This window comes from Pseudarthrobacter sp. MOO14, from assembly GCF_058267675.1.
This window is the reverse complement of sequence record NZ_JBZCRY010000002.1, coordinates 16,037-40,712: the sequence shown is the minus strand read 5'-3', so window position 1 is coordinate 40,712 and position 24,676 is coordinate 16,037. Positions and strand designations below refer to the sequence as shown.

The 24,676-nt window shown below is 62.6% G+C and carries 27 protein-coding genes and 1 pseudogene; 11 read left to right on the top strand and 17 right to left on the bottom strand.

The features are described from left to right. The first annotated feature begins 425 nt into the window (after window positions 1-425). On the top strand, window positions 426-827 hold the full coding sequence (locus AC4EEV_RS20405; RefSeq protein ID WP_491331012.1) for a hypothetical protein: 402 nt from the start codon (window positions 426-428) through the stop codon (window positions 825-827). A gap of 59 nt (window positions 828-886) precedes the next feature. On the opposite strand, the gene AC4EEV_RS20400 is transcribed toward AC4EEV_RS20405, so the two are convergent. Next, entirely contained in the window at window positions 887-1,138 is a 252-nt protein-coding gene (locus tag AC4EEV_RS20400; protein ID WP_491331011.1) for a hypothetical protein, read from the bottom strand. A gap of 922 nt (window positions 1,139-2,060) precedes the next feature. Further along, a complete protein-coding gene (locus AC4EEV_RS20395) occupies window positions 2,061-3,551 on the bottom strand; it encodes an APC family permease (protein ID WP_491331010.1) in 1,491 nt (496 codons plus the stop codon). Window positions 3,552-3,970: 419 nt separating this feature from the next. On the opposite strand from AC4EEV_RS20395, the gene AC4EEV_RS20390 reads away from it, so the two are divergent. From AC4EEV_RS20390 to AC4EEV_RS20380, 3 genes are all read left to right on the top strand, one after another. Beyond that, on the top strand, window positions 3,971-5,350 hold the full coding sequence (locus AC4EEV_RS20390; RefSeq protein ID WP_491331009.1) for an aspartate aminotransferase family protein: 1,380 nt from the start codon (window positions 3,971-3,973) through the stop codon (window positions 5,348-5,350). 978 nt (window positions 5,351-6,328) lie between these two features. Then, complete coding sequence (locus tag AC4EEV_RS20385; RefSeq protein WP_491331008.1) at window positions 6,329-7,219, top strand: VOC family protein; 891 nt, start codon at window positions 6,329-6,331, stop codon at window positions 7,217-7,219. Window positions 7,220-8,167: 948 nt separating this feature from the next. Continuing rightward, entirely contained in the window at window positions 8,168-8,368 is a 201-nt protein-coding gene (locus tag AC4EEV_RS20380) for a hypothetical protein (RefSeq protein WP_491331007.1), read from the top strand. Between the two features lie 522 nt (window positions 8,369-8,890). On the opposite strand, the gene AC4EEV_RS20375 is transcribed toward AC4EEV_RS20380, so the two are convergent. Further along, entirely contained in the window at window positions 8,891-9,058 is a 168-nt protein-coding gene (locus tag AC4EEV_RS20375; protein WP_491331006.1) for a hypothetical protein, read from the bottom strand. Window positions 9,059-9,744: 686 nt separating this feature from the next. On the opposite strand from AC4EEV_RS20375, the gene AC4EEV_RS20370 reads away from it, so the two are divergent. Both AC4EEV_RS20370 and AC4EEV_RS20365 read left to right on the top strand, forming a co-directional pair. After that, window positions 9,745-10,509: a hypothetical protein gene (locus AC4EEV_RS20370; RefSeq protein ID WP_491331005.1), complete on the top strand. Its 765-nt coding sequence runs from the start codon at window positions 9,745-9,747 to the stop codon at window positions 10,507-10,509. A gap of 271 nt (window positions 10,510-10,780) precedes the next feature. Further along, on the top strand, window positions 10,781-11,353 hold the full coding sequence (locus AC4EEV_RS20365) for a hypothetical protein (protein ID WP_491331004.1): 573 nt from the start codon (window positions 10,781-10,783) through the stop codon (window positions 11,351-11,353). A 140-nt stretch (window positions 11,354-11,493) separates the two neighbouring features. Here AC4EEV_RS20365 and AC4EEV_RS20360 read toward each other — a convergent pair whose 3' ends face one another. Together AC4EEV_RS20360 and AC4EEV_RS20355 are read right to left on the bottom strand one after the other, a co-directional pair. Further along, a complete protein-coding gene (locus tag AC4EEV_RS20360) occupies window positions 11,494-11,649 on the bottom strand; it encodes an ANTAR domain-containing protein (RefSeq protein ID WP_491331015.1) in 156 nt (51 codons plus the stop codon). Window positions 11,650-11,807: 158 nt separating this feature from the next. Next, window positions 11,808-12,149 (bottom strand): annotated as a pseudogene (locus AC4EEV_RS20355) (GAF domain-containing protein); the annotation flags it as partial. A 290-nt stretch (window positions 12,150-12,439) separates the two neighbouring features. Here AC4EEV_RS20355 and AC4EEV_RS20350 point away from each other — a divergent pair. Further along, window positions 12,440-12,646, top strand: coding sequence for a hypothetical protein (locus AC4EEV_RS20350; RefSeq protein ID WP_491331003.1), 207 nt, complete (start codon window positions 12,440-12,442; stop codon window positions 12,644-12,646). A gap of 338 nt (window positions 12,647-12,984) precedes the next feature. On the opposite strand, the gene AC4EEV_RS20345 is transcribed toward AC4EEV_RS20350, so the two are convergent. The 4 genes from AC4EEV_RS20345 to mobC all read right to left on the bottom strand — a co-directional run bounded on the left by AC4EEV_RS20345 (window position 12,985) and on the right by mobC (window position 16,970). After that, a complete protein-coding gene (locus AC4EEV_RS20345) occupies window positions 12,985-13,653 on the bottom strand; it encodes a helicase associated domain-containing protein (protein WP_491331002.1) in 669 nt (222 codons plus the stop codon). A 406-nt stretch (window positions 13,654-14,059) separates the two neighbouring features. Continuing rightward, window positions 14,060-15,001, bottom strand: a complete 942-nt coding sequence (locus AC4EEV_RS20340; protein ID WP_491331001.1) for a hypothetical protein — start codon at window positions 14,999-15,001, stop codon at window positions 14,060-14,062. A gap of 17 nt (window positions 15,002-15,018) precedes the next feature. Continuing rightward, complete coding sequence (locus AC4EEV_RS20335; RefSeq protein WP_491331000.1) at window positions 15,019-16,578, bottom strand: relaxase/mobilization nuclease domain-containing protein; 1,560 nt, start codon at window positions 16,576-16,578, stop codon at window positions 15,019-15,021. After that, on the bottom strand, window positions 16,578-16,970 hold the full coding sequence (gene mobC, locus AC4EEV_RS20330) for a plasmid mobilization relaxosome protein MobC (RefSeq protein WP_491330999.1): 393 nt from the start codon (window positions 16,968-16,970) through the stop codon (window positions 16,578-16,580). Before mobC ends, AC4EEV_RS20335 begins: the two co-directional genes overlap by 1 nt. Before the next feature lie 419 nt (window positions 16,971-17,389). Between mobC and AC4EEV_RS20325 the strand changes: the two genes are divergently transcribed. After that, window positions 17,390-17,650, top strand: a complete 261-nt coding sequence (locus AC4EEV_RS20325) for a helix-turn-helix transcriptional regulator (protein WP_491330998.1) — start codon at window positions 17,390-17,392, stop codon at window positions 17,648-17,650. A 10-nt stretch (window positions 17,651-17,660) separates the two neighbouring features. Continuing rightward, complete coding sequence (locus tag AC4EEV_RS20320) at window positions 17,661-17,969, top strand: hypothetical protein (RefSeq protein WP_491330997.1); 309 nt, start codon at window positions 17,661-17,663, stop codon at window positions 17,967-17,969. 101 nt (window positions 17,970-18,070) lie between these two features. Here the strand turns inward: AC4EEV_RS20320 and AC4EEV_RS20315 are convergent, their stop codons facing one another. From AC4EEV_RS20315 to AC4EEV_RS20290, 6 genes are all read right to left on the bottom strand, one after another. After that, entirely contained in the window at window positions 18,071-18,358 is a 288-nt protein-coding gene (locus AC4EEV_RS20315; RefSeq protein ID WP_491330996.1) for a helix-turn-helix domain-containing protein, read from the bottom strand. A 2-nt stretch (window positions 18,359-18,360) separates the two neighbouring features. Continuing rightward, window positions 18,361-18,627, bottom strand: a complete 267-nt coding sequence (locus tag AC4EEV_RS20310) for a ParB family protein (protein WP_491330995.1) — start codon at window positions 18,625-18,627, stop codon at window positions 18,361-18,363. Continuing rightward, entirely contained in the window at window positions 18,627-18,788 is a 162-nt protein-coding gene (locus tag AC4EEV_RS20305; RefSeq protein ID WP_491330994.1) for a hypothetical protein, read from the bottom strand. Before AC4EEV_RS20305 ends, AC4EEV_RS20310 begins: the two co-directional genes overlap by 1 nt. 82 nt (window positions 18,789-18,870) lie before the next feature. Further along, window positions 18,871-19,836, bottom strand: a complete 966-nt coding sequence (gene ssb, locus AC4EEV_RS20300) for a single-stranded DNA-binding protein (RefSeq protein WP_491330993.1) — start codon at window positions 19,834-19,836, stop codon at window positions 18,871-18,873. A gap of 5 nt (window positions 19,837-19,841) precedes the next feature. Then, window positions 19,842-20,108, bottom strand: a complete 267-nt coding sequence (locus AC4EEV_RS20295) for a glutaredoxin family protein (RefSeq protein WP_491330992.1) — start codon at window positions 20,106-20,108, stop codon at window positions 19,842-19,844. A gap of 452 nt (window positions 20,109-20,560) precedes the next feature. Then, complete coding sequence (locus AC4EEV_RS20290; protein ID WP_491330991.1) at window positions 20,561-21,265, bottom strand: SOS response-associated peptidase; 705 nt, start codon at window positions 21,263-21,265, stop codon at window positions 20,561-20,563. Between the two features lie 118 nt (window positions 21,266-21,383). Here AC4EEV_RS20290 and AC4EEV_RS20285 point away from each other — a divergent pair, with 118 nt between their 5' ends. After that, the gene (locus tag AC4EEV_RS20285) at window positions 21,384-21,839 is read left to right on the top strand and encodes a helicase associated domain-containing protein (RefSeq protein WP_491330990.1); all 456 of its coding nucleotides are present in this window, start codon (window positions 21,384-21,386) and stop codon (window positions 21,837-21,839) included. A 187-nt stretch (window positions 21,840-22,026) separates the two neighbouring features. Continuing rightward, a complete protein-coding gene (locus AC4EEV_RS20280) occupies window positions 22,027-22,254 on the top strand; it encodes a DUF2188 domain-containing protein (RefSeq protein ID WP_491330989.1) in 228 nt (75 codons plus the stop codon). 286 nt (window positions 22,255-22,540) lie between these two features. On the opposite strand, the gene AC4EEV_RS20275 is transcribed toward AC4EEV_RS20280, so the two are convergent. Both AC4EEV_RS20275 and AC4EEV_RS20270 read right to left on the bottom strand, forming a co-directional pair. Continuing rightward, a complete protein-coding gene (locus tag AC4EEV_RS20275; RefSeq protein WP_491330988.1) occupies window positions 22,541-23,893 on the bottom strand; it encodes a ParB/RepB/Spo0J family partition protein in 1,353 nt (450 codons plus the stop codon). A 471-nt stretch (window positions 23,894-24,364) separates the two neighbouring features. Beyond that, window positions 24,365-24,514: a hypothetical protein gene (locus tag AC4EEV_RS20270; protein ID WP_491330987.1), complete on the bottom strand. Its 150-nt coding sequence runs from the start codon at window positions 24,512-24,514 to the stop codon at window positions 24,365-24,367. Window positions 24,515-24,676 lie beyond the last annotated feature (162 nt).

Below are 24,676 nucleotides of genomic sequence, written 5' to 3'. Positions count from 1 at the left end.
CAGCGCCGCGGCCGTGCAGAGCCATTGAATCTCACGGCGGCCCGAATCCCGGCCGTAAAAAGTGGAGGGCGGGATTATCGGCCCGCTTAGAACTCATGGGCAACTATTTAGTTGAGGTCAAACCGGCCCGGATGGGCTCACTAAGATGCCTATATGCATTGGGGAAATCCCGTTCAAACCTGGGTCAGCGCCGCACTTCAAAAGATGGAGCCCACCGCTCCGCCGCTGGAGGAGCTGGGCCGGGATCCGCTGTCATTTGTGGCCCGCTGGGTAGAGTACGGGTCCACCAGCAGCGTAGGCCAAACGTGGATTGCACTACTGGCCCTGGCCCACAGTATCGCCGCATTCGCTGGCCAGTTCTTCAAGGGCAGGAAAGCGGAAGTGAGTGTCCGTTTCGCTAAGACTCCTGACGCTAAGGAAACCGGATGATCATCATCAATCACGGGCCCGCCAGCGCCAGGAACATCAAACTCAGCCTCACGGTAGAGCTGGAGGCAAAGAAAGCCATCGAACATAACGGCGAGATTCACTATCGTGCGATCGAAGCGGGGGCTCACGCGTGGGCGCCGTGGCGGAAAGAGTCCAACCCGTCCCCGATTGCCGTACTTGCCCCCGGGGCGTCCTTTCATGTTCCGGTGAGCGTGTACGGAAACGGCCGGTACGATGCGCCCTTCGCCTTGGCCAAACTGTCATGGCGGGATGGGCGGATACTGCCTCAAAAATGGGAGTCAACGGTCAGCGCTACAGGCCAGCTGCTGGGAGGTGGCCCAAGCTTTGAGAACTATGAGGCTGAGCGGAGCCGCCGCCTGTGGATGCTATCACCCTGACGGCAGTTCACTGCCACTTACCGGATACTCCACCTGTTCCAGGCCAAGGTCGTGCTGCATTAACCGAACCACTGCGCGCCTCTTTTCGTCCACACGGTCCACAGCCCATCCTGAAATGCCGTTCCCGCGGTGCGAGCTTTCCGGGACTCATTCAGGAACTCATACAGCTCCAGCTCAAACTCATGAGCGGCCGCCCGGAGGTCCTTGGGTGCCATAATTTCCAATTTGCCCGCAGCGTATTCGGCAAAACTCGCCGCGATCTCCGCGGGGTTCATGGCCCCGCCTTCACTGGCGGAAATCGCGAAAGTCATGCGCTCAGTCGCGTCCAGGAACGCGGAATAGCCTTCAATCTTGCTGTCCCGGATCCACTTCCCCCTCGTGGTCCTCGGCTTGGCTGTTGTTGTAGAGGCTGAATAGCCCGGCAACGATAGCGCCGCCAAGTGCGCTAACTAAGAGGGGTAGGACGATCTTCCAGAACTCTGTCGCCCGGCTATGTTACTGGCCAGTGCCGTCACGAACGGCGCGGAGGGCCGCCCGACCGTTCTTCGGTGTGACCGGCTGAGCCGGGGCGTCCGTGCTAGCTGCAGCATTGAGTGTGCGGACCGCCGTCAGGTAAGCCCCGGCCAGCCTGGTCCCCGGTCCCTCCGGCCCGGAGGCTTCCATCTGCTCCGCCAACGTCCGGACCAGTTCACAGAGGGCCAGGTGTTTCCCGGTGAGCGCGTCCACGGCAGCAGTAATGGACGCCTCCACTGCCTGGAGGTGACGGCCCGCTCGCTTATCCGCGGCGGTGGTTTCTTGCTGAGCGGGGAGGGGGAGGACACTACCGCGGGCTCCTGGCCCCGCCTCTGGCTCTTCGCGGCAGGAGCCCTTCCCCCTGGGCGGTGTCGCCGTGCCCGTGTATGCTGCGTCCCCGACGACGGGGCGCGTCGTGGCGTTCCGTTTCCGTTGGGCGTCTAGGGCGTCGATGATCGCGGGAGGACAAGGGCGGCTCGCTTTCCTGCGTTCGGTCCCGACCGACTCCGTGTCAGTGAGAAACATCTGAACCATCAGTGTCAGCGCGACTGGATATCGACCCTTAAGCCGTCAGAGGCGAGCCATCGTGTGGCATTCAGGCTTTCCGTCGGCCTCGAATAGCTCCCAGAAGCCCAGGGGAGCGGACTGCCGAAAGTCGTCGGCGGGATCTTCATATACGTGCCGGCCAAACGCATCGAAGATCCCGCCGACGGGGCTAAGTTAGCGCGAGGACTCCGGGATTGGCGTGGAGTCAGAGTCGGCTTCGGGCTCCAGTGTCTGCTCGACTGCATGGCCAATTCTGGCCACGAGCTGCGGCTTGCGGGCACGCAACCAGACAGCGAGGGCGACACCGAGAAGCGCGTAAGCGAGTGCACCGAAATTGATCCAGAGGAACGCGCCTTCGGGAAGCGGAACGTAAGAGCCATAGATCGCAATGCCGGCAAGGGCCAGCCCGAGACCTGGAACGACAGCGTGCTTGATCGGGTTGAACTTCCCCCGGTGGTCGCGCAGTACGAAGACAAACAGCGAGATGCTGACCAGCCCGTAAAGCAGGAGGAAGGGAATGCCTGCGACTGCTCCGACGTAGCTGTATGCCTGCGGATAGGCCCCGAGCGGAATCCCTGCGCCCAGCACGATTGCCAAACAAATCACGGCGGCGACAGCAATTGCGACGTAGGGCGAACGGCGTACGGAGTGTAGTCGGGTCAATGACTCAGGAAGCACGCGGTCCCGGCCCATCGCGAACAGCACACGAGTCAGGGCATTGCAGCTGGCGATCGCTGCAGAGAATGCGGCGAACAGGACGGCCAGATCAACCAGGGTCGAGTAGCCGCCCGACATGTAGCGCTCGGCCAAAGTGGACATGGGCAATGGGTCACTCGCGAAGTCGGCAACGTTGGAGGTGCCGAAGCCGATGGTCATCGCATACGTGACGAAAATGAAGAGTACGCCAGCGAAGATAACGGACCCGGTCAGGGCGCGAGGAATGTTGCGCTTCGGGTCCTTTGTCTCCTCGGCAACGGTCGCGGCTGATTCAAAACCCTGGAGGCTGAAGAACGCGAACACCAAGGCAAACAACAGACCGCTCGGCTGTGACCCATCACCGGTCGGGGTGAATACGGACGCGGTGTTGCCGCTCGCTCCTCCCTTGACGACGATGACGACTGCGAGGACAAGGAATATTAGGACCTCACCGAGGAGGATCATCAGGTCGACGCGTAGCGAGAGTCCGATTCCGGCCAGCGTCAACGCGACCACCACTCCGACAGCCGCGACACTGAAGGCCCACCACGGAATGTCCACACCGGTCTGCCTAAGAAGAATTGCCTCAAGGGCCGGCCCGAACGACAGGATGTTGAGAGGAAAGACTAGTGCGTATCCCAGCATGAGGATCCACCCGGAGAAGATGCCCGTAGAAGGTCCAAGACCACGCGAGTTGAAGGCGTAAAACGAGCCTGCGCTTCGAACCCACCGCGAGAACTGCCCCATGGTGTAGGCAATACACAGAGCGCCCGCCAGAGCCAGGACATATACAAATGGGGTGGCAGCGCCGGCCTTAGCTGCGACGATCTGGGGTAGGAACGCCATTCCCGCAACCGGCCCGATCGATGCGACCCCCATGACAGTCGCGCCCGTCAGTGATACTGCATCACGCCTGAGACCGCCGGGCTCATTCGCCGCCACTGGCGGGGAACTTTCAGTTTTGCTCATGCTGGCTTTCGCCTTTCTTACGCGTTCGGCCAGCTAAACCGTCTGGGGCTCTCCAGGTTAGTCCTGCAGCCGCCGACATGCGCTGGCATCTTGTGGTTGTCATAGTGGCGGTACCGACAACGCCGGAAACCCGCCCGCTCGCAGAGAGACAGTGTGAGGTAGACCTCAATAACGAAAAATGTATGCAGATGCTTTCGTCCTGTCAACCCCTTCGAACACACTACGCGCGCAAGATTTCCGAGAAGTTACGAGGTAGCGAGCCGAATTCTGGGAGGGTAAGGCGTGAAGGGGGTTGACTGACACCGAGTGATCTACATACAGTTCGAAGACCATATTGGTCCACCGGCTCCCACACCTTTCCAGTTATGGGGCCGTTTTGAGGGGCCGAACCCAACGCAAGGTAGAAGGAAGAGCCTCAGATGTCTGTAACGCCCCTGCAACTATCGGCCGCTACGCCACTGCAACGACCGACCGGTCCGATCGGCTCGATCGAGAAGTCGGCCGCACTCTATGCGCGCGGAGGGATCGTGACGCCCGGGGGAGTGAACACCGCCCGCCGCAAAATTGACCCACCCCTGTGTTTCGCCCGCGGCGATGGCGCATACCTCGAAGACGTGGACGGCAACAGGTACATCGACTACCACGCGGCCTACGGCCCGATCATCCTCGGCCACGCCTCGCAGCCGGTCTCTGAGGCAGTGTCGGAAGCCATCCAGAAAACCGTGCTCTTCGGAGTCGGAACAACTGAGCTCGAGGTCGAGGTGGCGGAGACCCTGGTATCGAACATTCCGTTCGTCGACCAGGTCCTGTTCTGCGTCACTGGCAGCGAGTCCACCTACCACGCGATCCGACTCTCACGCGGTGTCACCGGGCGACAGAAGATCATTAAGTTTCAGGGGCACTACCACGGCGGCCACGACTACGTGCTGCTGAACACCATCAGCCCTGCTGAGCGGATCGGCAAACGCGACCCGGGCTCCCAGGGCATGCTCGACGCCGCAGTCGACGCAACCCTGGTTTGCCGGTACAACGACTTGGCCGACGTCGAACGAACCCTCATTGAAAACGAAGGCGAAGTGGCCGCGATCATCGTCGAGCCCATCGCGCACAACAGCCCCAGCATCCACCCTCACGACGGATTCTTGCAGGGCTTGCGAGACCTCTGCGACAAGCACGGTGCACTCCTCATTTTCGACGAGGTCATCACTGGCATCCGGCATAACCTTGGCGGCTATCAGGCCATCTGCGGCGTCAGGCCTGACCTAACCTGCATGGGCAAGGCCGTGGCGAACGGGTTCCCCCTCGCATTTGTCGGCGGTCGCGCCGATCTCATGGCCCAATACAGCACCACGGCAACAGGAAAGGTCGCCTTCGCCGGCACGTACAACGGCGGAGCGGTCGGGCTCGCAGCAGCGAAGGCGACGCTGGCCGAACTCGCTGACGGCGCCGCATACGAACACATCTTTGCTCTTGGCGACAGGATGCGTACCGGTCTTCGGGAGATCTCCGACCGTGTCGGCGTCCCCACGATCGTCTCCGGATACGGCTCGCTCTACATCATGCTCTTCATGGAAGGAGAGCTGAACAGCTTCGACGACGTGCCCCGAAACAACACCGAGCTATTCGTCGCCTACCGCAAGGAACTGGTTCGTAACGGCATCTTTGAGATGCCCGAGAACATCGGGCGCAGCCACATCAGCGTCGCACACACTGCCGACGACATCGACTACACGCTTGAGGTGTCCGAGCGTGTGCTCAGAAAGGTTCTCGACAACAAGTCCCGAACCGGAAGCTACTAGACTCGCTCCTTCTCAAACACATTCGCAGCACCCTGCCCTGGGTCAGTTATCGGGGCAGGGTGCTGCGGTGCGTGGCTGAACCATGGCTCGCCGATACCGCGATTTCTCGAAGACACCAAGAGAATCAGACGAGTACTGCTGACCGCTGCCGTCCTCGCCCTCGGGCCACTTTCGCTCTTGCGGCGTAGCCGGGCTGGCCATCTACAAACCTACCTAGTTGGGAGCACGGCAGGCGGCGCCTCTAAAGTCGAAGCTTGTGAAACTCCGCCTTGTGTATGTAAGCCGGTGCCAAAGGTAGGGCAATGGGTTGGCTGGAACCCGCACCAGATCACCGCCGTCTCTGGCGTAGTGGCCGGCCAGTTCAGCGGCGGATGCTTCCTTCGTTTCCCGGGCCAGCAGGACACGTTCGACGATTCGAATCGATGACCGCGCGTCCTCTGGTCCGCGCCTCTGTGGCAAGATCTGGCGGCCTCCGACGCATCCACAACTCCAGCGCGACAGAGAGCTGGGTGCCGACATCGCGATCGAACTAAGAAGCCAATTTTGTGCATTTTATGGAGGCCCCGGAAGCGCTACATCATCCTACGGATATTGCTTGGCAGATAGGGCCCGGCTACGGTAGGTGCAAAGTGAAGGTTTTCCTCCGGCCCCGCTTCGCCTGCCCTTTGCCCAAAGAACGACCGGGCCGAAGGCTAGCGCCCGCTGATGAAGAAGCAAGGCACCGTCAGCGGCACGCTGTCTTGACCGTCACGCATAGCAGAAAGCCGAAATTATGTGTCAACCACGAGCATGCCTTTGGGCCAGTGCTCGAGCCCGGAAGATGCGGACACACGTTCCTCTCTTACAGGGCCGGCGCTTACGCCCACTTCGACTACAAAAGCACATCGGCAGAGTCCTGCTGCACTGCCGACTGTAACCGCAAACATCAAACGACCAACTTGGCAAGCGCAGACCGCTACGACTAAAGAGGAGGAACACTTGTCCTGGGGCTTGATCACTGAGATGGGTTACATCGGGATTCAGACGACCGACATTGAGGGCTCGGTTTGGGACGCCACGCAACTCTTGGGCCTTCGTGAAACCAGACGGACAGATGGAACCGTGTATCTGTCGGCCAGCGATGTGCACCATGAACTGGTATACCTCGAATCCGACGTCGACGGCGTTGACACCTTTGGGCTCGTCGCCCGCGATGGTGACGCGCTGCGTATAGTCCGACGCCGCGTCGAGGACGAGGGATTTCGAATCATTAGCGAACGCCCACGCGGTCTTGGCATCGAAGAGGGATTTACTTTCGTAGGTCCGGAAAATTTCATCTTCGAAATCTACAGAGGCATGCAGCAGGACCAAGCATCCTTCAAATCCTTTGGTCCTGATCGATATGGGCACCTGAATTTCCGCCCCAGGGACGTCACTGGAATGATGAAGTTCCTTCAGAGAGTGCTGGACTTCCGGCTTTCAGACGTCATCGGAGACGACTTCGCTTACTTCCTGCGTTGCAACCCCGACCATCACGGAATCGCCTTGGTCAAGGGCCAGGGAACTCTTCACCACCATGCGTGGGAGACCCAGTCTATTGCGGACCTCGGCAGGCTAGGGGACCGGCTTCAGAAAGCTGGGCGCGAACTCATTTGGGGCCCGGTACGTCACGGAGCCGGCCATAACATTGCCGCGTACTACGTGGAAACCTCTGGCGCCGTTGTGGAGCTCTACACGGACCTAGAGCAGATCTACGACGATAATCGCGACCCCATCATCTGGGGTCCGAATGAAAATTGGTGGAACATGTGGAGCTCTTACATGCCCGAAGATTTCGGCAAGCACGGCATCATGCCAGTGGTGCGCGAACCAAAAAATCTTCTTCGTTAACCACGGGATCACTAGTAGTAGGAAGCCAGAGACAAACGCAGCTGAACTCCCTTTCACACATCCGAATTTGAGACTGAGCAGTCACTTCTACTCCCGTCATTTAGCTTTACCGCTTCTCAAGGATGTCTCGGTTCTCAACGTAGTCGTCAATACGAGGTGGGAACCCACCGGTTGGATGAGACAGGCCTGGCGGATTCCTACTAATTCATACTGTCAGTCCATACATCATTGAAGGGCTGCGGCATGTACCTTTGGGGCGGTATAGGCGTGCCATAGCCTTATGCGAAATAGCGGCGCGATAGCCACCTAAGTGAATCCGACGACCGTTGCGACACAATCTTGGATCATCGAGATCGCCCCAATGACACCACCTCTTCATACTTGGCGACCAACCCCCTCGGGACCGCCTGATGACGCCGTTGGGTAAGGTCATGGACTCGACCGTCAGCCCGGACACCCGTTACTTCGTTGCGATCAGTGCGGGCCGGTCAGTCGATCTAAAAATCTATGCTGCCCTCAAGATTTGAAGCGGCAATTCGAAGTTCTACTGCCAGTTTGTAAGTGTGAGTCTTTTGATGAATCATAGGTCTCGACGCAGGATGTTCCCGCAGGGCTGGTGGTTTTCCAAGCCCTGTTTGCGACCCATCATGTCTGTCATTTCGCTATCAGTTGTTAGGTCGCCAGCCACCCGCGGTGACCCAACTAAGCCGGCCTTCGCATAGCTTGCAACCAGGCAGGCACGTCAGGGCGCAATCACAAACTCGGCCGAGCCCAGGGATCCATACACCCCCTGTGGAATGACGAGGCGGCCGAAACCAACAGCACAAACCTCGAATCCCAGTGGCGCCACCGGCGGCGCTCCAGAGGGCTTAGGGAATCAACCACTCTTCCGGCACCCAGCCAGCCAACGGCTTGTCGCCCGCATGTATTGAACGATGGAGACCAAGGATGTTTACCGACGACACCATTATCATCGAGGCCCATAACCGCGCATCCAGAGACCTACAGCTTGAGGAGGCCACTCGCCTGCTCAGCGAGAAGGCAACGGACCGGGGCATTCTGGTTATACGCCACAGCTTCAGATCCTTTACTGCTACCCTCAGCTCCGGCGTTGAATACGGAGTTATTCAGGAATTGGATCTGCTGTGAAGCCAGACACGAACTCCGTCCCCTCCCTCTCTGCCGAGAAAGCTGCCGCGGCGCTCAGGCTATTGGCCGGTCTCATGGACGGATGCCCGCTTGAACTCGCCCAAGGGCCGAGGGACCTGGAGGCAATTGCTTGGATATGGCAGTCACTGGAAGATCTTGAAGCAACCATCATCGGTCTTAGCCGGAGTACCTAGGCACCGTTTCTGGATGATGGGCCGTACCAGTCGTTGCCTGGAGTGTTCAGAAGACGGACTTTGGAGAACCGACCGCGTGTGCGTTGAGCATTGATGGAGCAACGGCAACCTTGGCATGGGACGCCTCGTCACAAAAGTTAGGCTTCAGCAAGCCTCAAGCTTCCTTCCTAGCCAGTACGCATGGACAGATATGAGGCCACGTTACGTTCTTCCGTTACTCGAGGCGCGAGGGCGAACCAATGCCGCATCCATGCTGTCATACTTCGCCCTGGCGGCTTTCCATGCCTTCCTTACCGAGGGCATGCACGATATGGGTGTGGCGGTCCGGTTAGAGGCTCATGTAGTCCCAAAGGAACCGCTGGACGGCTCGTTCACCATCATCGAGGGCAAGTTCCACTAGGTCTGCCCGGACGTAGTCGGGAACGGCGTGTGCCCGATCCTGTTTCGGCCGTGCCGGACCGGCGGTCCCTTTTTCGAAACCCAGGGCGCGTGCCATGTACTTCTCCTCTAATCCGACGACTATTCGCGCCTTTCGACCATGCCTTTCTGGATGTCTCCGGCGTAAACCGCACGCTGGAAACTTGTTCTGACTTGGCGGAGGCTGGGAAGGTTACGCCATAAACGACCCCGTGAAACGGCCAGCTCTGGCCTACTCTCCTCCGCTTGTTTCAACGCCGATAACGGATATTCTGTAAAGCTGGGGGAGTGATTGTCGGTGTTGTCGGCAGGAACCAGCGCCCGCGAGGGAAAATCGCCCTGCATGCTCATATGACGACCTAGCGTCCAACGTCCATGCGCACAGGACGGCAGCCGCAGAAGTTTGCATGTGAAACGGAAGTTGGTGCCAAATACAAATAGCTCAACGAGTTCTGCTCTTTGCCAGGACCGTCTTCTGCAGAGCGGGAAACCACCGCTGATGATCTGCGTCGTCAGTTAAATTTGGAGCGACTGCTACGGTGAGAAGTAGATACAACTTGGGCTGTGAGCGCCGGCCAAATACAACCTTGAACCCCTGCAACCGCAGGGGTTCTTCTCTTTAAGTACCGAAAGGAGCCAGCCTCTTCACCACCACCAATCAGCCTCAATAGTCATCCCTCAAGGACCGTCTCCCGGACGGTCCTTTTCTTTTGCCCTTTTCCGGCATTTCCGGCGTCTCAGACGCCTTCAACACAGGAGGTAACCATGAATTCACACCCATACGCGCTCTTCATCCAGTGGGCCGCAGCGACTTACGTAGAAGAGCGTCTCCCGGGCAGCGGGCCGTCGCAGGCGGTACTCGCCTGGCTGAGGGCTTACGGCATAACAGCCGCGAGGGTCGAGGCTTTTCTTCGGCTTAGCCCTGAGCACTCCACCACAATGCCTAACGCATTGGTTATGGACATTCTGGAGCTCAGCAACTCAAAGGTTCGCCAGACGCTGAAGGACGAAGACCTTCTCGACGCGCTGCTCCACGCGTGGTGTGCCTTGGCCGACGTCTACGGCAAGACGGCTACCCCGGCCGACCTGGAAGTGGCACGACTGCAACTGCTGGCGGAAGCCGGCCACGCGCTGATCATGGCACAAGGTATGAGATACCCGGGCGCGGAGACGTTGCTCCGCAGGTATTGGCGAGAGGCCGAGCTGCTAGACCTTTCCCGCATCCACAAAGGCTCACCGGGTTTCAAAGAGGTCGGCGCGGACCTGGAGTACATCAAGGGGCAGAGAAAGTTTCTCCCAAAGCGGCCGGCACCGATCCAGCAGCCCAAGCCTATAAAGCCAGTTTCAGTGCAGGGGAAGACGCTTAAGCCCCCGGCCAACCAGTGCCCAAGAACACCCACGTCAGCCCAAGACGAGGATCGGATCCCGCCTCTGCCGACGAGCGGACGGCGTTGGCGTAACCCGTCCGAAGACGTAACCGAAGGATATTACGGGAACTGGCGTGACCATTGGGACAACACATTGCCATGAACGGCCAGGAGACGAGGCCTCAGGACCAAGGGCGCAGCAGGACTGTCCTGACCTGGATGCAGCTACTTTCGCGGTCCTGCCGCCGGCCGACAGAACCCTCATCGGCAGTTAGCAAAGAGGGTCTTGTCGGGCCACTCCCCCTCGGGTGCCAAAACGCCGATAACCGACGTTATGACAAGTAAAGTTGCGTAAGCCTCCCCTCTTGGCAACCTGGGTTGCGCTCGGGCATACTGGTCACTGTACCAACCAGAGGCCGTTGAGGAGAAGCAGAATGGGCTGGTTTACCGAAGGCAGCGAGCATGAAGGCTACGTCGTCTGCGTCTTCGCCGACGGCCTGTACGGGTCCGGCGGCAGGTGGATGGAAATCAACCTGATGACGCGCGACGGCCGCCCGGTTGCTCACGAGAGTGATCCGGACCGTCAGGCGTGGCGGCCGTCGTCCCAGGTGGTCGGCTGGCGGGTCGCCTGCAGCTGTGTTCCGTCCCGGGAACACGTCGTCTTGGACCCGTTGTGGACACGGGTCTGGGATCCGGCCGACGAGGATATTGCCGCGGGGCGGATCTTCGCGGGGCCGCCGGCCAGCGCCGACGCTGCCGATATTGCCGATCGGGAGGATCTGGAACCGGTGTTCCTGGATGTGTGGCACCGGCATATCGCCCCGGACCTGTCGCTGCACACGATCGGCGCCTTGGGCCGGAGTCTGAAGGACCTCGAATCGCAGCTCGACGATGCCGTCGCAACCGCCAGGGCCGCGGGTGTCTCTTGGGACAGGATCGGCCGGGCATTCGGGATCACGCGTCAGGGAGCCCAAAAGCGCTGGGACACCCAGGCAGCCAGTCGGTAACTGTCACGGAAGTCGCTGGCTGGGGTCTTCAAACATTCACAGTGCAGCCGGTGAGCCCGGACACGCTCCACTGGATCATGGCTGGGTTGCATGGGATGCACCGCGGGTGCCGGCTCGTTCCGGAACGGGCACCGGGCAGCTTATTCGTCGAAGTGGGTGGAGGCTGCGGCGTGGCCGGTCTTGGTCCGGGCGCGGAGGATGTCTTCGGCGACGTCCCGGAGTTTCTCGTTGCGGTTTGCTGATGCTTTTTGCAGTTTCGCGAAGGCTTCGTCCTGGCTGCAGCGGTCCTGCGCCATGATGATGCCGGTGGCCAGGTCGATGCCGTCCGGCTCTCCATGGCCGCTTTCAGGTCCGCAGCGAGCAGGTCGGCGGTGGCGATCCGCACGGTCAGGCGCAGCGCCTGTCCTGCCATGTCCGCGAACACGGCCGCCTCGTCGATGACGTCCCGGGTGAACAGGCCCGTGTCGGCGGCGAAGAAGTTCAGCGCGGCCGAGGCGTCCTCGCCCAGTTCCAGGGGCACGCCGAGCACGCTTCGGGCGCCCGCGGCCGCGAGGTTTTTGGCGTAGGCGGGCCAGCGGTCCGAGGTCGCTGTGTCGGCCAGAAGAACCGGCTGGAGGGTCTGGAGTGCTTCCAGGCAGGGGCCGTCCCCCAGGGCCTGCTCCACGCCGTCGAGCAGGATCGCGATGTCGCTGCTGCCGGCAACCGTCGCCCTCCGGCGCCGGCGATGCAAAGTAACAGCACACTCGATACGGGACCCGGCAGCCCGCGTGAGCGTAGCCGCAGCGTATTTGCTCATCCCGGTGAGGAACCCTTTGACATCGTCCGTTCCGGTGATGAGGTGATGCAGCCGCTGGAAGTCTTCGTTCTGTTCCTCCGTCTCCACAGCGACAGTTAGAAATCGTCCTTTCAACGGGCAACAATGGCCGATCTGTGCGGTCCCGGTCCGTCTCAGCTATTGGCGGGCTGGGGGTGACCTCGGTCCGGTGCAGGTGGCAGGATAGTGTTCCAGCTCCAGCAGTGGCGGCTCCCCGTGACCATTTGAAGGACGACCGGCCCGTTGCTTGGGCGGCCGCAAGGTATATGACCATGACCGGAGATCCACGCCCCGCAGCTTTGGAACTCGTGCGGAATCACAGTGCCAGCGCCGAACTGCTGTGGATGCGCTACTGGGCCAACGGCGGAAACGCCCCCTTCGAAGACTTCGATGCCTACCTGCACGGGCTACTGGACGGGGACAGCAACGACCACGAGATCCTTGCCACGGCCGTCGAAGACGTCACATCCCGGCCATAAAACGGACGGGCCACATCGCCGCCAGAGTACGTTGGGGCGCCACCAGCTCACTTGGACCTCGCTCCGCCGAATTTTCCATTCGAACGCCAAAAGCCCGCCCTATATGTTCAATGCTGAAGGTTGTCGAGCCCCAATCGAGAACCTTCCACATGAAGGCCCGCCGCTCCCCCAGTCGGCGGGCTTTCGCATTAGTTGGCCAGAAGGGTGTAAACCAACGTTCCAGACTTGCGGCCGCAGCGTGCGGCGTGGTCGTGAACGGACGCGAGGGGCGGGAGGCCGCAGAAGAAGCAGCCACGGCCTAGTGACGCGGCCGAGGAGTCAAGGTCAGCGGCTGGTTTTTAGGTTACAAATTCCAATTGGCTTCTACTGCGTCGGCCTTTGGGACGGCCTTCCCGCCAGTTGGGGATGTTCTCGTTGAGACGGGCTTCTTTGGCGGCGGTTAGTTTGCCGGCGCGGTAGTCGATGCGTTGGGTGTGAAGCCACACACCGAGGGTTCGTTCTTCTCTGTTGTCGGTTTTGTTGTGCCGGGGCAGCTGATTGCCGGCGGCAAGCCAGGCAACCGTCTCGTCCAAGCGTCGATCCCAGCGGGCTGCATCATCGGCCTGTTTCGTCGGCGGGTTGCGCCAGCCTGGAATCTCATCCAGCGCTTCCGCGTAGGCCGGGACTACAGTGCCGGCAGTGGCTGCCTCGCGCTTGCGTTTGAGCCAGCTGGCCAGCGCTTGCTCTTTTTTCGTGTGGCGGGTGGGTAACCGGCCTTCGGTCCGATAGAGGTGAAGGATGTCTTCCAGGTTCTGCAGGCCCGCAGGGCGCGGACGTGGCATCGGGACCGGCAGGGCTGCCTCGTGTGCGGCCCGAAGGTCCGGGTCCTGTCTCTTCGCGATGGTCAGGTGGTACCGGACCGTGCTTGCGGCGACTCCGGCGCCGGCAGCAATCTTCGATGATGGGATGCCTTGCCGGTACATCTGCACCCATTCCGGGTCCGGGGCCGGCCGTTTGATCTGCGTCATGGGGTCAATTTCTGCGACGCCCCGAGAGCTCGCGCGGCGTCGAAGCTGGGACGCGTCGGCTCTTCGCGGGCGTAGAACCTCTGACGGCCGGTGACGGACACGGAACCAGGAAGGGATTGTTCTGGTGCAAAGCACCCGGCGGTCCCGCTGATGGTCATGGACTCATGATGCCAGCAGACAGCGAAGGAATGGCGTTTGGGGGACATGGGAAAAGGTGCGCTCCCGTTGCCGGAGCGCACCTTTTTCGTTACCCCTCGTGGTCACATCCCAACCCGACCACTCACATAATAAGCATACTGATTACTGGTCACACAAGCCCGTGCACCAAAGATTCTTCAGGAGTATCACGCGGGAAGTGCCGTCACCGCGGACCGATTGAACTGCCTCGTTTGAACAGCATGACGGGTTACCGGCTCATACCCTTTTGTAGGAGCTTTGTCAGGCCGTTGGTTCCGCGGGTTTTGCGGGCCTTGGCTGGCTTTGGTCCTTTTCTGAGGGCTGCGCTGGGTGGCGTGCCCTGGTCCTGGTCGGCACTGAGCCGGGCCTGTACGGCTTCGCGGTCGGCCACCCCTTCGAGGTTGGCGGCCAGCGCCTGTCGTCGTTCGGCGGAGTCGTACGTGTCGCCGGCGTCGTGCTGCAGTTGCTCGGCGCGAAGGTTGTCGCGGGCTTCTGACCAGTTGCTGACCAGGGTCCGCTCCATGGTCCGTGCCTCGATCAGGCTGTCCGCGAAGTTGTGCCGCAGTGACCAGCCTTCCGCTTCAAGGGGGTTGGTCTCACGGAGCCAGGCCTGCGCCTGGTCCAGGTCTTCCTTGGCCGGCGCCTGAAGGCCTTCCTCCCGTTCCCTGTCTTCCCGGCCGGCTTCGGCGAGCAGCAGTGCGGCCTGGACATTCTCGTCACGACCGGTGGAGCGTTCCGCTTCGGCGTGGCCGCGCTCCCGCATTGCTTTTGCGACGGCATCAGCGACCCGCCCTTCATCGGCGCTCAGGGTGTCCACATCGATTTCGTAGCGGAAGAGCACCTGGTCGCGGATTACTTCTGCGGCGTCGCTCGCTACGGGGTCGTGGCCCCTCCAGGCGGTCGCAACCTCGTAGGCCCGTTCCATATCGCGGCCGGTGGCGGTGTCCCACCACCGGTTGTCCAGGACCGGGGCGAGCTGCGCACGGGCGGCTGCGCGTTCGGCGTCGAACCGGGCCTGCAGCTCGCGGGCCTGTTGTTCCTCGGCGGCTTGGGCTCTGCGCAACTCCTGTTCGTGTGCCCTGGCCAGCACTTCGCCGACACGGCCGGCGATGGTGAGCCCCACCCGTGACATTCCCTCGAAGGCTTCGTCGATTCCGTCTGATTCGCTCATGGTTCCCCTCGTTGGTGTTATCTCTCGGCGCCCGGGCGGGCACTCCCGCTTCGGGTGCTCGTGTGGTTGTTTGCCTGCACGTATGTGGGCGGCAGCACCGAGCCAGGGGACCTTCCTGATACCTGGCCGGCCGCACTCGCTTGAACGGCGGCGGCCGCTTCGGCATCCACCGTGGGCGTGGTTGCGGGGACGCTGGGTAGTGCGGCGGCGACCTGGCTGAGTTGGTGTTTCACCATGTGGCTAATCTGGCGTGCCCGGCGCAGGTCGTTGGATGCCTTGTGCATGTCGTGCACGGCCTTGGCGACGTTAAGCAATTGGCGCAGCATGATCGCTTGCGCGGCGGTTCCGCTGCCGCCCGTCGACGCTGCCAGGAGCATGAGGGAAGCGCCACGTGCTGATGGTCCGACGCCGCGGATCGGTCGGGCCGGGTACCGGCGCAGCTGAGCGGTCTTGGACAGTTCGTCGGCTGCTGCCGCGAGCGGCCCGGGGGTTGCCTCGGTGGCGGTGGACCAGGCTGCAAAGGCACCGGATGTCTCGCGTGCCACGTGCGCCCAGGTCGCATGGTCATCCAGCGGAACTCCGCGCAGGGTTTCGCGCAGCCGGGCGACCTCCTCGCTGTAGTGTCCCCACATCTGCGGGTCGGGTTCGTAGGCTTCGCGGCCGATTGTGACCGGGCGGCGTCCGCGGGCGGCTGCCTGCCATTCCGCGACCGCAGCGATGGCACCCTGGGGCGTGTCGTTCCAGTCGGCGCGGAGCTTGGGCAGGGCGAGGTCTTTGGCGAGGTGACCACCGCCGAACCAGACAGGCCGGCAACCCTTCGCCGGCCGCTCGGCGACCTTGTAGCCGACCACGACGTCGTCACGTCCGGCCGCGTACCGTGGCCTGACCAGGGCGCCGGTTTGACGGAGGCGGCGGATGAATTCGGCCTCGTCCTGGGCGGCCGTGGCGCACGCGCGGACCTTGCGTTCGAGCGACCGGCGTTCCGGTTCCGGGGCTCCCCTTCGTTCGGATGCTTCGCGTTCGCCGGGCCGCAGGCCACGGGTGGAATGCGTGGCCGAGAGCTCTTCCAGGCCGTACTTTTTCTCAAGGGCCCGGGCGGCTTGTTGGGCGCGCGGGAAGTCCCGCCAGCTGCTCCACTTTGTGCCGTCTTCGCGGACCATGGAGGCGGCGATGTGGATGTGGTCGTTCCCGGCTTTGCTGTGGCCGTGACGGATCGCGACCCACTGCGCCGGTGCGCGGCCGCTGGCTTCGGTGAAGCCCATCTCGTCCATGAAATCCTGCGCGATGTCAGCCCACTTCTGGTCGGTCAGGTCGCCTTCATCGGCGCGCAGGGACAGGGAGCAGTGCCAGACATGTCCCCCGGGGACCTCGGTGCCCAGGACGGCCCTGGCCCGGTCCAGTTCATTGGCAATGGCCTGGACTGCATTGGCGTTGAGTTCGTCGTCGTTGTGCCACGCCATGATCGACGGAGAGCCCGCGACCAGGTGCGGGTCGGTGTGCTCGTTCGTCCGTCCCGGTCCGGCAAGGTAGGCGATGAGCCCGTGCATGCGGGTGCCCTTGGTGATGTTGGGAATCATCAGCGCACCATCGCGTCCAACATCGTGTTCATCCGGTCCGCGACCGCACGCACCCGGGTCAGCACCGTGCGGGCCGCCTCCGGGAATTCGTCCGTAGCGTTGGCGTGACGGGCGAGCTGGTTGACGTTGTTCGACAGCGCGGCAAGGTAGCGGCGGGCCGCCATGAACTCGACCGCCATCGCCCTCCGTTCAGCCAGCGACTCGGAGTTCTCCGCGTACAGCGCGGCACTGACCAGGATCTCCGACGGGCTCCGCCCGGTCTGTCCCTCGAGGATTCTCAGCTGTGCGCGTTCGAACTCGGACATCGAAACCCGCACGTACTGGGTTTCGCCCTCGATGTTGGCGCGGCGCTTGCGGCCGAAACGGCGCGGGGACTTCGGCTCTTCGCTCATTCCAGTCCCCTCCCCCATGCCCAGCGCAGCGCCCCGGAATCTCCGGGCCACACTCACGAGTGTGCCGCATCCACGCCCCCAGTCCGTGGAGCAACACGCAGGTTATGGCACATAACCGTATAGCTTGCTCCGGAAAATCGCCTTTCCCCGCTTTTGATCGGTTGTTTGGTTGCCGGGTACTGCCCTGGACGACGCTGCGCGTCTGACTTGTCCAACGACTGCGTCGTTCCGTTTCGGCTGGTGATGCTACTGCCCGGTCCTTCCTTGGCAAGTCTGCGCAGCCGGCTTTCGCGGCATATCCTCGCTCCGCTCCGGTATTCCACGATCCGGCCGACACCGACTGGCCAATTCCTTCACCGGCCAAGTTTCGGCAAGCGTGCCGAAAGGAACGCGGCATAGGGTTAGCGAAAGGTACAGTTTTGGCTCTCATCTCACCATCCACAGTGGCCACGCATTACGGAGTCCCCGCGACGACGCTGCGACGATGGCGGCGGCGCGGGATCGGTCCCGAATACTTCCAGTTCACCGCACGGACCGTCAGCTACCACGACGGCTACCTGCGCGACTGGTTCAACGACCCACGCAACGCCGACCTGCTCGCCGAAACCCCTTCGGCGCACAAGGACATGTCATGCCAGGAAGGGCGCGTCCGACGGCCCCGGCCGCGGGACGTTCGTTAGGCTGGATCCCATGGCGAACCTCGACATTGAACAGACACGAAACCAGGCCCGCGCGCTGCTGGACTCCCGCATCGAATCCGTCACCGCCCTGGTGAAAAGCCGCCAGCGAATCACCGAACTCCGGGACCAGCTGGTGGCCGCAGAACGCGATGACAAGCGCGCCTACGTCCAGGCCACCCGCGACGGGTGGAGCACGGACGAGCTCAAGAAACTGGGCCTGGAACCAGCGGCGGTAAAGCGCCGGAGGACGGCAAAGCGCGGCGCCGGTGTGGAGCAGGGATCCGGCCCGGAAACGGCCGCGTCCACCGACGACCAATAATTCCGTCGTTCCATCCAGGACCGGATCGATGTGCCTCGAAATACAGCGAAGGCCGGCACCTACAAAGGTGCCGGCCTTCGCCGTGTCTCAGGGCGTTGCCGTCAGTCGTCATCCGGCGCGTCGCCGTCGTCGATCTGTCCGGCGGCGATGCGCTCGGCTGTCGCGGCGTATGCGGCCTCGATGTACGCGGCCAGGTCATCTTCGCGGACCCGCCAGATCCCGCGGCCGCCAAATTGCGCCGCACGGAGTTCACCGCTTTTCACCAGCGCGTAGAGCGTCGGCTTGCCCAGGTTCAGGACGTCCTGAACCTCATCCAGGGTCATCATGCGTGGCAGCCTCGGGGCAGCAGCTGAAGCGCTGTCGCCGATTCCATTGTTTCCCAGTGCCACGCCTAGATCTCCTCACGCCGGTGTGCCATCTCGTCCTTCTTCCGCTGCCCCCTGCGCAGTCCGCCGGGCCCCACCGGAGGCCAGGGCTTGCCGCCGTTGTACTTGCGCTGGCGGCGCCGCACTTCACGCATCGTTGCGTAGACGATGAGGTCAGAGACACTTGCGTCTCCTTCGGCTTCACCGGTTTCCAGGAACGCAGCCCGGACCTGGCTCGCCTGATCCTCGGTGAAGTAGGGAGTGAACGCCGGTATCTTTTTTTCCCTGGCCATCACGCAGCAACCCGTCCGGGGCGGTGTGCCCGGCCGTTGGCCGCGCCCGCGTGCCGTCGACGAAGCCGGGGGCGGAGGGTCACCTTGCCGTCCTCGTCGAAAGGGTTATCGGAGTGCCGTTGGCCGCCGTCGTCGTGACGGAGATGATCTGCGTGCGTCATCCTGTCCCTTATGCTCATGATCCGTATACGGGCAAACCTGAAGGGCCAGCGTATCCGCTGACCCCCTGCAGGCACTCTGCTCCTAGACCCCTGGTTCTGTCATGCGCCCTGGCTGGCCGTACCCCTCGCCCGTGACGTTCTTTCCGAACCACGGATCATCATCGGTGTAGCCGTCGGTCCCGGCGTCGGGGGCCGCGGCTTCCTGCCGGGTTTTGAACCCGCCCGCCCAGCCAATACGCGGTGCCTTGTCCTGCACGGGCGGCTCGTCCGGTGCCGGGGCTTGGTTCTGCACGGGGCGGCGTTCCGGCGTGCCGGTAGCGGCCGCAGCCGAGTACTTTAACGACAAACCGACTTCGTCGATTTCGAACTCGATAACGGTGCGCGTCTCCCCCGTTTTGGTCTCGTAGGTCCGCGGCTTGAGCCGGCCGCTGGCGACGACGCGACTGCCCTTGGCCAGTGACGCGGCGGCATGCTCGGCCGCCTCGCGCCACACCGTAGAGCGGAGGAACAGCGTCTCTCCGTCCTTCCACTCCTTGGCCTGGGCATCGAAGGTCCTGGGGGTGGAGGCGATGGTGAAGTTGGCGACGGCTGCCCCGCTAGGAGTGAAACGCAGCTCCGGATCCGATGTCAGGTTTCCAATGACAGTAGTCGTGGTTTCGCCGGCCATGAAGGTTCCTTTTCCTCGCGTGCTGGTGATGTTTTCGCTGGGTGGTGTCGGTTCCTTTTGAGGTTCGGTCCCACCCGGTTCGTCATGGGTGAGGTCGTTGGGTTGGTACTGGTTCGCAGTGTGCTCGTCCCAGAGGCCCCCCTCCCCCAGCGGGACGCGGGTGATTGCCGCGAGATACCCGTCATTCCCTCCCCTCTCCGGAAGGGCGTAGCCGGCGTACAGGTCCTCATCAATGGGTTCCACAATGGCTGGTTCCACCACTGCCGGTTGGGGAACGTTGGGATAGATCCTGCCGCTGGGGTTGACCTGCCGGAACAGGTCCACCTCCAACGGGATCCGTGGGCTGAGCTTGTAGCCGACGACCGGTCGCAGGTTTGCCACGGCCCTCACGCTGCCTCGTGAGTCATGGCTGCGTGGACAAGCTTGTCGCGGCGCAGGCCCGACCAGTGATCCTGGTCATCGGCGTTGTTCACCACGACGGGCGCCTGGGCGTAGCCGAGTTCGGCGGTGATGTACTCCAGCGCGGCGGGCACGTCGGTGATGTCCACTGCCGTGTAGGTGATGCCCTTGGAGTCGAAGTAGTCCTTCGTCTTCTCACAGTTCGGGCAGTCGGGCTTGGTGTAGACCGTGTAAGCGGTCGGTGTTGCAGTCATTTCAGCACCTGGTTTCGTATCAAATGAGTTTCGTTCGTCTGGCTGACTTGCTGGTTCAATTCTATCAATCATTCAACTGAATGAATAGCTGTTTGCCGTGCATTCTAGGGCTTTTTGCTAAAGCTTTTTCCTTCGAAAAGTGCGCGATTCCTGCCTCATGGGCCACGGCTACGGATGGTGAGCTTCGCCGCCGGTTACTGTGGTCATCCCCGCAGGTTCGCCACCGCTGCAGCCCCCTGCGCCTTAGAGGTCCCCGACTGGTGGGGTGAGGTGCGCACCCGGATGGAGTGGGGGTGCTGAATAGGTGTGGTCCCCGCTGAAAGAAACCCGACCATCGGCCCGGGTTGGTCGGCGACGGCGGTCTTGGTCCATGGGGAACCAGCCCGTTTCGCCCCCAGGCCATCCGGCCGGACCGGCGGCTGGCCTGTGCTCAGCCAGCGGGTTGCCCCGTCTTACTGGGCGGGCTCGATGAGTTCGGGACCGTTGTTGCGGACGCTGTTGACGCGGGTGCTGACGATCCGTGGGGTGAGGACGGGATCGGGCAGGGTGTCGAGCAGGTGCTGGACGTCGTTCTTGTCGGCCAGGTCCGGGTCGAGCCATTCGTTGATGCGGTCGGGCGGGATGATGACCGGTGACCGGTCGTGGATATGGCCGAGCGTGTCCTGGGTGGTGGTGGTGAGGACGGTGCAGCTGAGTAGCCACTTCCCCGGATCATCTTCGGGCACGGTAGGGTCGGCCCACCACTCGTACAGGCCGGCGAAGGCCAGCAGATCATCCTGCTCCGAGTACAGGTAATTCGGGATCTTCTTCCCGTCCTCGGTTTTCTGCCATTCGTAATAACCCTCGGCAGGGACCAGGCAGCGGCGCTTCACCGCGGCCTTACGGAACGAAGGCTTCTCGAGGATACTCTCGCTGCGGGCATTGATGAGCTTGTTGCCGATTTTGATGTCCTTGGCCCAGGACGGCACGAGGCCCCAGTGGGCCACAAGCAGGTGCCGGTCGAGAGTGCCTTCGTCCAGGCGCTCGGCCACGATGGGCACGTCCTGGGTGGGGGCGACGTTCCAGCTCGGCGGGGGCGGAGTTCCTTCGACCTCTTTGGCCTCAAAGGCGCTGAGCAGGTCTCCGGTGGCTTTGGACATCACGTAGCGGCCGCACATGAGCCCATTCTGCCCGAACCCGCTACAAGCTCCAGCACCCCGACCAGCGCCGTAGTTGGGTGCTGGTCGGCGGGTAGCCTGACATCGGACACAGTCCGGGCCCGTCCCGGGACCCGCGGTGTCAGCGAAGGGGCGGCTGTATGGATGGGGTGAGGCGGCAGGCGGAGGGCCGGTTGCCGAGCAGCAAGTCCGCGTCCATGCGGGAGCGGTCCTTGGAGTCCTGGCTGGCGCCAAGCGGCAGCAATCCCACCTCTCCCCCGCCTACCGGGACGGGCTGAGGGAGATTCCGGGCTGGGATACCCCGCGGCGGCAGAAAGAGCAGTGCGAAGAGCTCTGGAACCAGGGCTTCACCGAACTGGCCGACTACCGTGCCGCGTGCAATGACTGGCCCCTCCACAAGGAAGCAGGCTCGGAGCAGGAGCGGCTGCTCGGGGTGTGGCTGCACAGCCAGCGGATCACGTACCGGGACGGGACGCCCCCCGGGCAGGGAATCAGGGCTGAATACGGAGCTTCCTCGTTGGCGGCGGGGCCGGAGGCCCGGCAGGCGCCCACAGCCCACGCGGGGTACGGGTGACGGCGCGCCGCTTGAAAAGTAAGCATGCTTGCTATTAGTTTGGTGGCAGTTGCTCCGCCGGTCCCCCATCCGGCGGAGCAACTGCAAAGGAACGGCCCCACATGACTGACTCGTGGTGCGGGGCCTTTCCGCTTCCCGCAGCGGCGGGGGCAGGTGTCAGTGAACCGATCGGCAGAGGGAGTGTGCAGTGGCTCAGGGCGACATCGAGACCTTTTACGAGAACGGCGAGTGGAAAAACAAGCGCGAGGGCGCCGGCCGGGCGTTCGGGTCCGGATACGGCACCAAGGACGAAGCAGTCACCGTTGGCCGGGACACCGCGAAGGCTGACAAGGTCGAGCACGTCATCAAGAACCAAGACGGACAGATCGCCGGGAAAAACAGCTACGGCAACGACCCCCGGAACGTCCCGGGCTAAGTAGCCGAGGTTCCGTGAGAGCAAAAAGGGCCAGCATAGCCGGCCCTTTTTGCTCTCCTCGGACAAAGGAAATCTGGTGAAACTCTACCAGCCACTGCAGGTGCAGCGCGGCACGCTGCTGCGGGTCGCGCGTCTTGCGTGAACGGCGGTCCGCCGCTGGTGAGTGGCAGCTGTGGTTGGCACCGGGCGGCGGACCGCCCGGCTTCTGGAAGGTTCCTGGCGCTCGGACGATGAGTGGCCGGGGGGCCTTGCCGGGCGGCGTTCGCTTCCGCCCGGCAAGGGGTGTTTATGCTGCCGATTCTTCCTCGGCCGGTTGGCCGCTGTCGATGATGATTTGTTCAGTCGCGGATGCGGTGTAGCCCCAGAGGACCAGCTGGTTCAGGTAGTCCCTGTGGGTTCGGGACGGGGACCGCCATGAGTCCTTGGCGATGGTCTTTTCGTATCCGGCACAGACCAGCGCAATAAGCGATATCTCGGGACGTGCGGTGGACTTAGCCACGTGGGTGCGGAGCGGGTTCCATCCCCACGTCTTCGACCCTTCAATCTTCGCGCCGGCCATCTCGGCCGCCACCTCACCGTCGTAGCCGCTGGCGGTTTCGGGATGATGGGTGATGGCGTGGACGGCGAAGTACTGCCAGCCCTTGGGCGGCTGTTTCTTTGCCAGCAGGTTTTTGACCCATTCACGGCGTACCGTGGTCGCGGACTGCATGAGCTTGTTGTTCTCTATCAGGGTCTTCCGTTCGGCTTTCTGTTCCTCGGTCATGGGGCCTTTGGCGGCCGAGGAGGTGCCGTAGCCGCTGTAGTAGCGGAGCGTGAAGCCCAGGTCTTTCCAGCCGGTGACGACGGCGACGGTGGAGTGTTCTCCCCGGTAGTCCGTCTCGATGTAGACGGCGTTTCCGTCCTCGTCGGTGGCTGGTTCCCCGTCTGCCCTTTTCAGGGAAGTAACACGAAGTGTTTGGCTGTCCTCTCCGTACCCGCATTCGGCAACAACAATCGTTCCGGCCGCTTGCAGTTCGGCGGTGAGAGCGGCCAGTGCGGCGGCGCGGTCGCGCTTGTCACGGAGCTGCTGGGTGACGTGCAGGAGCATGTCGGGTTCGTCCATGATGACCGATTCGAGCTCGGCGGTGGCGTCCTCGTCTGACTCAAACTCAGCGAGGATTAACGCTTCCTCAACGGTGTAGCCCTTGCCCAGGGCGGCGGCTCCGGTGTCGGTGGACTTGGCTTTGAGAGCGGATTCGACGGTGGTCTTGGTCCGTCCGGTCTTTTTGGCGATCGCGGCGGCCGAAACCCCGATGAGGGACAGCTGGTGGTAGGCGTCGGCTTCGTCGGCTTCGGTGAGTTCGGCGCGCTGGATGTTCTCCACTACCTGCGTGACGATGCGTTCGGCCTCTTCCGGGCTGTCGATGATCATGACCGGGATGAGGGGCCGTTCGGCTTCGACGGCGGCGCGGGTGCGCCGCTGGCCCATCAGCACGTGCACGGTGCCGTCGTCCTTGCGGTGGGCGATCACCGGTTCCATCACGCCGTGTTCCTTGATGCTGGCCACGAAATCCGTGGTCAGGGCGGCGTCTTTCCGGACGTTGACGTCGACGGTCAGGGTTGCCGGGTCGAGCATTTCCAGTGTGGGTGTTGCGTTCATTGTTGGTGGTGCTCCTTCTTGTCCGAGAAGTGGGTGGGTGGGGGCGGTGCGTGGTGACCGGCCAGCTCCCCGTCTCCCCCGGTTGTTTTTTGCCTGCTGGCAAGCTCGCTTGCTCGGTGCCCGAACCGGCCCGTCTACCCATCGGGCAAGAGCCGAAAAATCTTGCGGGACAGTCGCGCCAGCGGCGGTCCCTGGCCTAAGAATTTTCGGCTCGCAGGCCCCCGGAGGGGGCTAGACGGGTTGGGTCGGGTACCTAGAATCCGAAGGACAGCAGCAAAAAACGTCGTAGACACAACAGGTGATGACGGGCCGGAGCTCTGCGACGGACTGGCAACACCCAACAGCCAGCCGCGCCAGCGGACGCCCCTTTCTGGTCTTGAACACCAAGGAGCCGGCACCCTTGCGGGCGCCGGCTCCTTGGTTTTCCTCGGACAAAGGAAGTCACGGGTGCAGCGTCAGCGCTGCGCAGGTTTAGAAGTTGTGGTGTTCCTGGGCCCAGCCGAGATCCACCGGCGTGGCCGGTTGGCCGGCGGTGAGCAGGCTGAGTTCGATGATGTCTTCGGCGAGGCTGGCGTTCTCGCCGGGCTTGTCGTCCTCGGTGAGGATGTAGTCGGTTCCCATGCTCGCGCTTCCTGGTCGGTGCAGTGTCTGGTGTTCACTGTAGCCGTGGTTTCTGCGCGTTGACTGGGTGTGTGGCTGCGCCCGCGCCAGCGTGACCGGCGGCCGGGGGAGCGCAGCGGAGGAGGCCGCCCCGCCACCACGAGAAGGAGGCCGGGCCGGATC

Bases quoted from the DNA above. Each gene is read 5' to 3' on its own strand.
- AC4EEV_RS20350 (WP_491331003.1), top strand. From the start codon at position 12,440: ATGACCGGAGATCCACGCCCCGCAGCTTTGGAACTCGTGCGGAATCAC.
- AC4EEV_RS20365 (WP_491331004.1), top strand. From the start codon at position 10,781: ATGGGCTGGTTTACCGAAGGCAGCGAGCATGAAGGCTACGTCGTCTGC.
- AC4EEV_RS20360 (WP_491331015.1), bottom strand. From the start codon at position 11,649: ATGGCGCAGGACCGCTGCAGCCAGGACGAAGCCTTCGCGAAACTGCAA.
- AC4EEV_RS20270 (WP_491330987.1), bottom strand. From the start codon at position 24,514: ATGGGAACCGACTACATCCTCACCGAGGACGACAAGCCCGGCGAGAAC.
- AC4EEV_RS20305 (WP_491330994.1), bottom strand. From the start codon at position 18,788: ATGACGCACGCAGATCATCTCCGTCACGACGACGGCGGCCAACGGCAC.
- AC4EEV_RS20390 (WP_491331009.1), top strand. From the start codon at position 3,971: ATGTCTGTAACGCCCCTGCAACTATCGGCCGCTACGCCACTGCAACGA.
- AC4EEV_RS20335 (WP_491331000.1), bottom strand. From the start codon at position 16,578: ATGATTCCCAACATCACCAAGGGCACCCGCATGCACGGGCTCATCGCC.
- AC4EEV_RS20290 (WP_491330991.1), bottom strand. From the start codon at position 21,265: ATGTGCGGCCGCTACGTGATGTCCAAAGCCACCGGAGACCTGCTCAGC.
- AC4EEV_RS20405 (WP_491331012.1), top strand. From the start codon at position 426: ATGATCATCATCAATCACGGGCCCGCCAGCGCCAGGAACATCAAACTC.
- AC4EEV_RS20370 (WP_491331005.1), top strand. From the start codon at position 9,745: ATGAATTCACACCCATACGCGCTCTTCATCCAGTGGGCCGCAGCGACT.
- AC4EEV_RS20400 (WP_491331011.1), bottom strand. From the start codon at position 1,138: ATGACTTTCGCGATTTCCGCCAGTGAAGGCGGGGCCATGAACCCCGCG.
- AC4EEV_RS20295 (WP_491330992.1), bottom strand. From the start codon at position 20,108: ATGACTGCAACACCGACCGCTTACACGGTCTACACCAAGCCCGACTGC.
- mobC (WP_491330999.1), bottom strand. From the start codon at position 16,970: ATGAGCGAAGAGCCGAAGTCCCCGCGCCGTTTCGGCCGCAAGCGCCGC.
- AC4EEV_RS20380 (WP_491331007.1), top strand. From the start codon at position 8,168: ATGTTTACCGACGACACCATTATCATCGAGGCCCATAACCGCGCATCC.
- AC4EEV_RS20275 (WP_491330988.1), bottom strand. From the start codon at position 23,893: ATGAACGCAACACCCACACTGGAAATGCTCGACCCGGCAACCCTGACC.
- AC4EEV_RS20395 (WP_491331010.1), bottom strand. From the start codon at position 3,551: ATGAGCAAAACTGAAAGTTCCCCGCCAGTGGCGGCGAATGAGCCCGGC.
- AC4EEV_RS20375 (WP_491331006.1), bottom strand. From the start codon at position 9,058: ATGGCACGCGCCCTGGGTTTCGAAAAAGGGACCGCCGGTCCGGCACGG.
- AC4EEV_RS20340 (WP_491331001.1), bottom strand. From the start codon at position 15,001: ATGAGCGAATCAGACGGAATCGACGAAGCCTTCGAGGGAATGTCACGG.
- AC4EEV_RS20345 (WP_491331002.1), bottom strand. From the start codon at position 13,653: ATGACGCAGATCAAACGGCCGGCCCCGGACCCGGAATGGGTGCAGATG.
- AC4EEV_RS20320 (WP_491330997.1), top strand. From the start codon at position 17,661: ATGGCGAACCTCGACATTGAACAGACACGAAACCAGGCCCGCGCGCTG.
- AC4EEV_RS20310 (WP_491330995.1), bottom strand. From the start codon at position 18,627: ATGGCCAGGGAAAAAAAGATACCGGCGTTCACTCCCTACTTCACCGAG.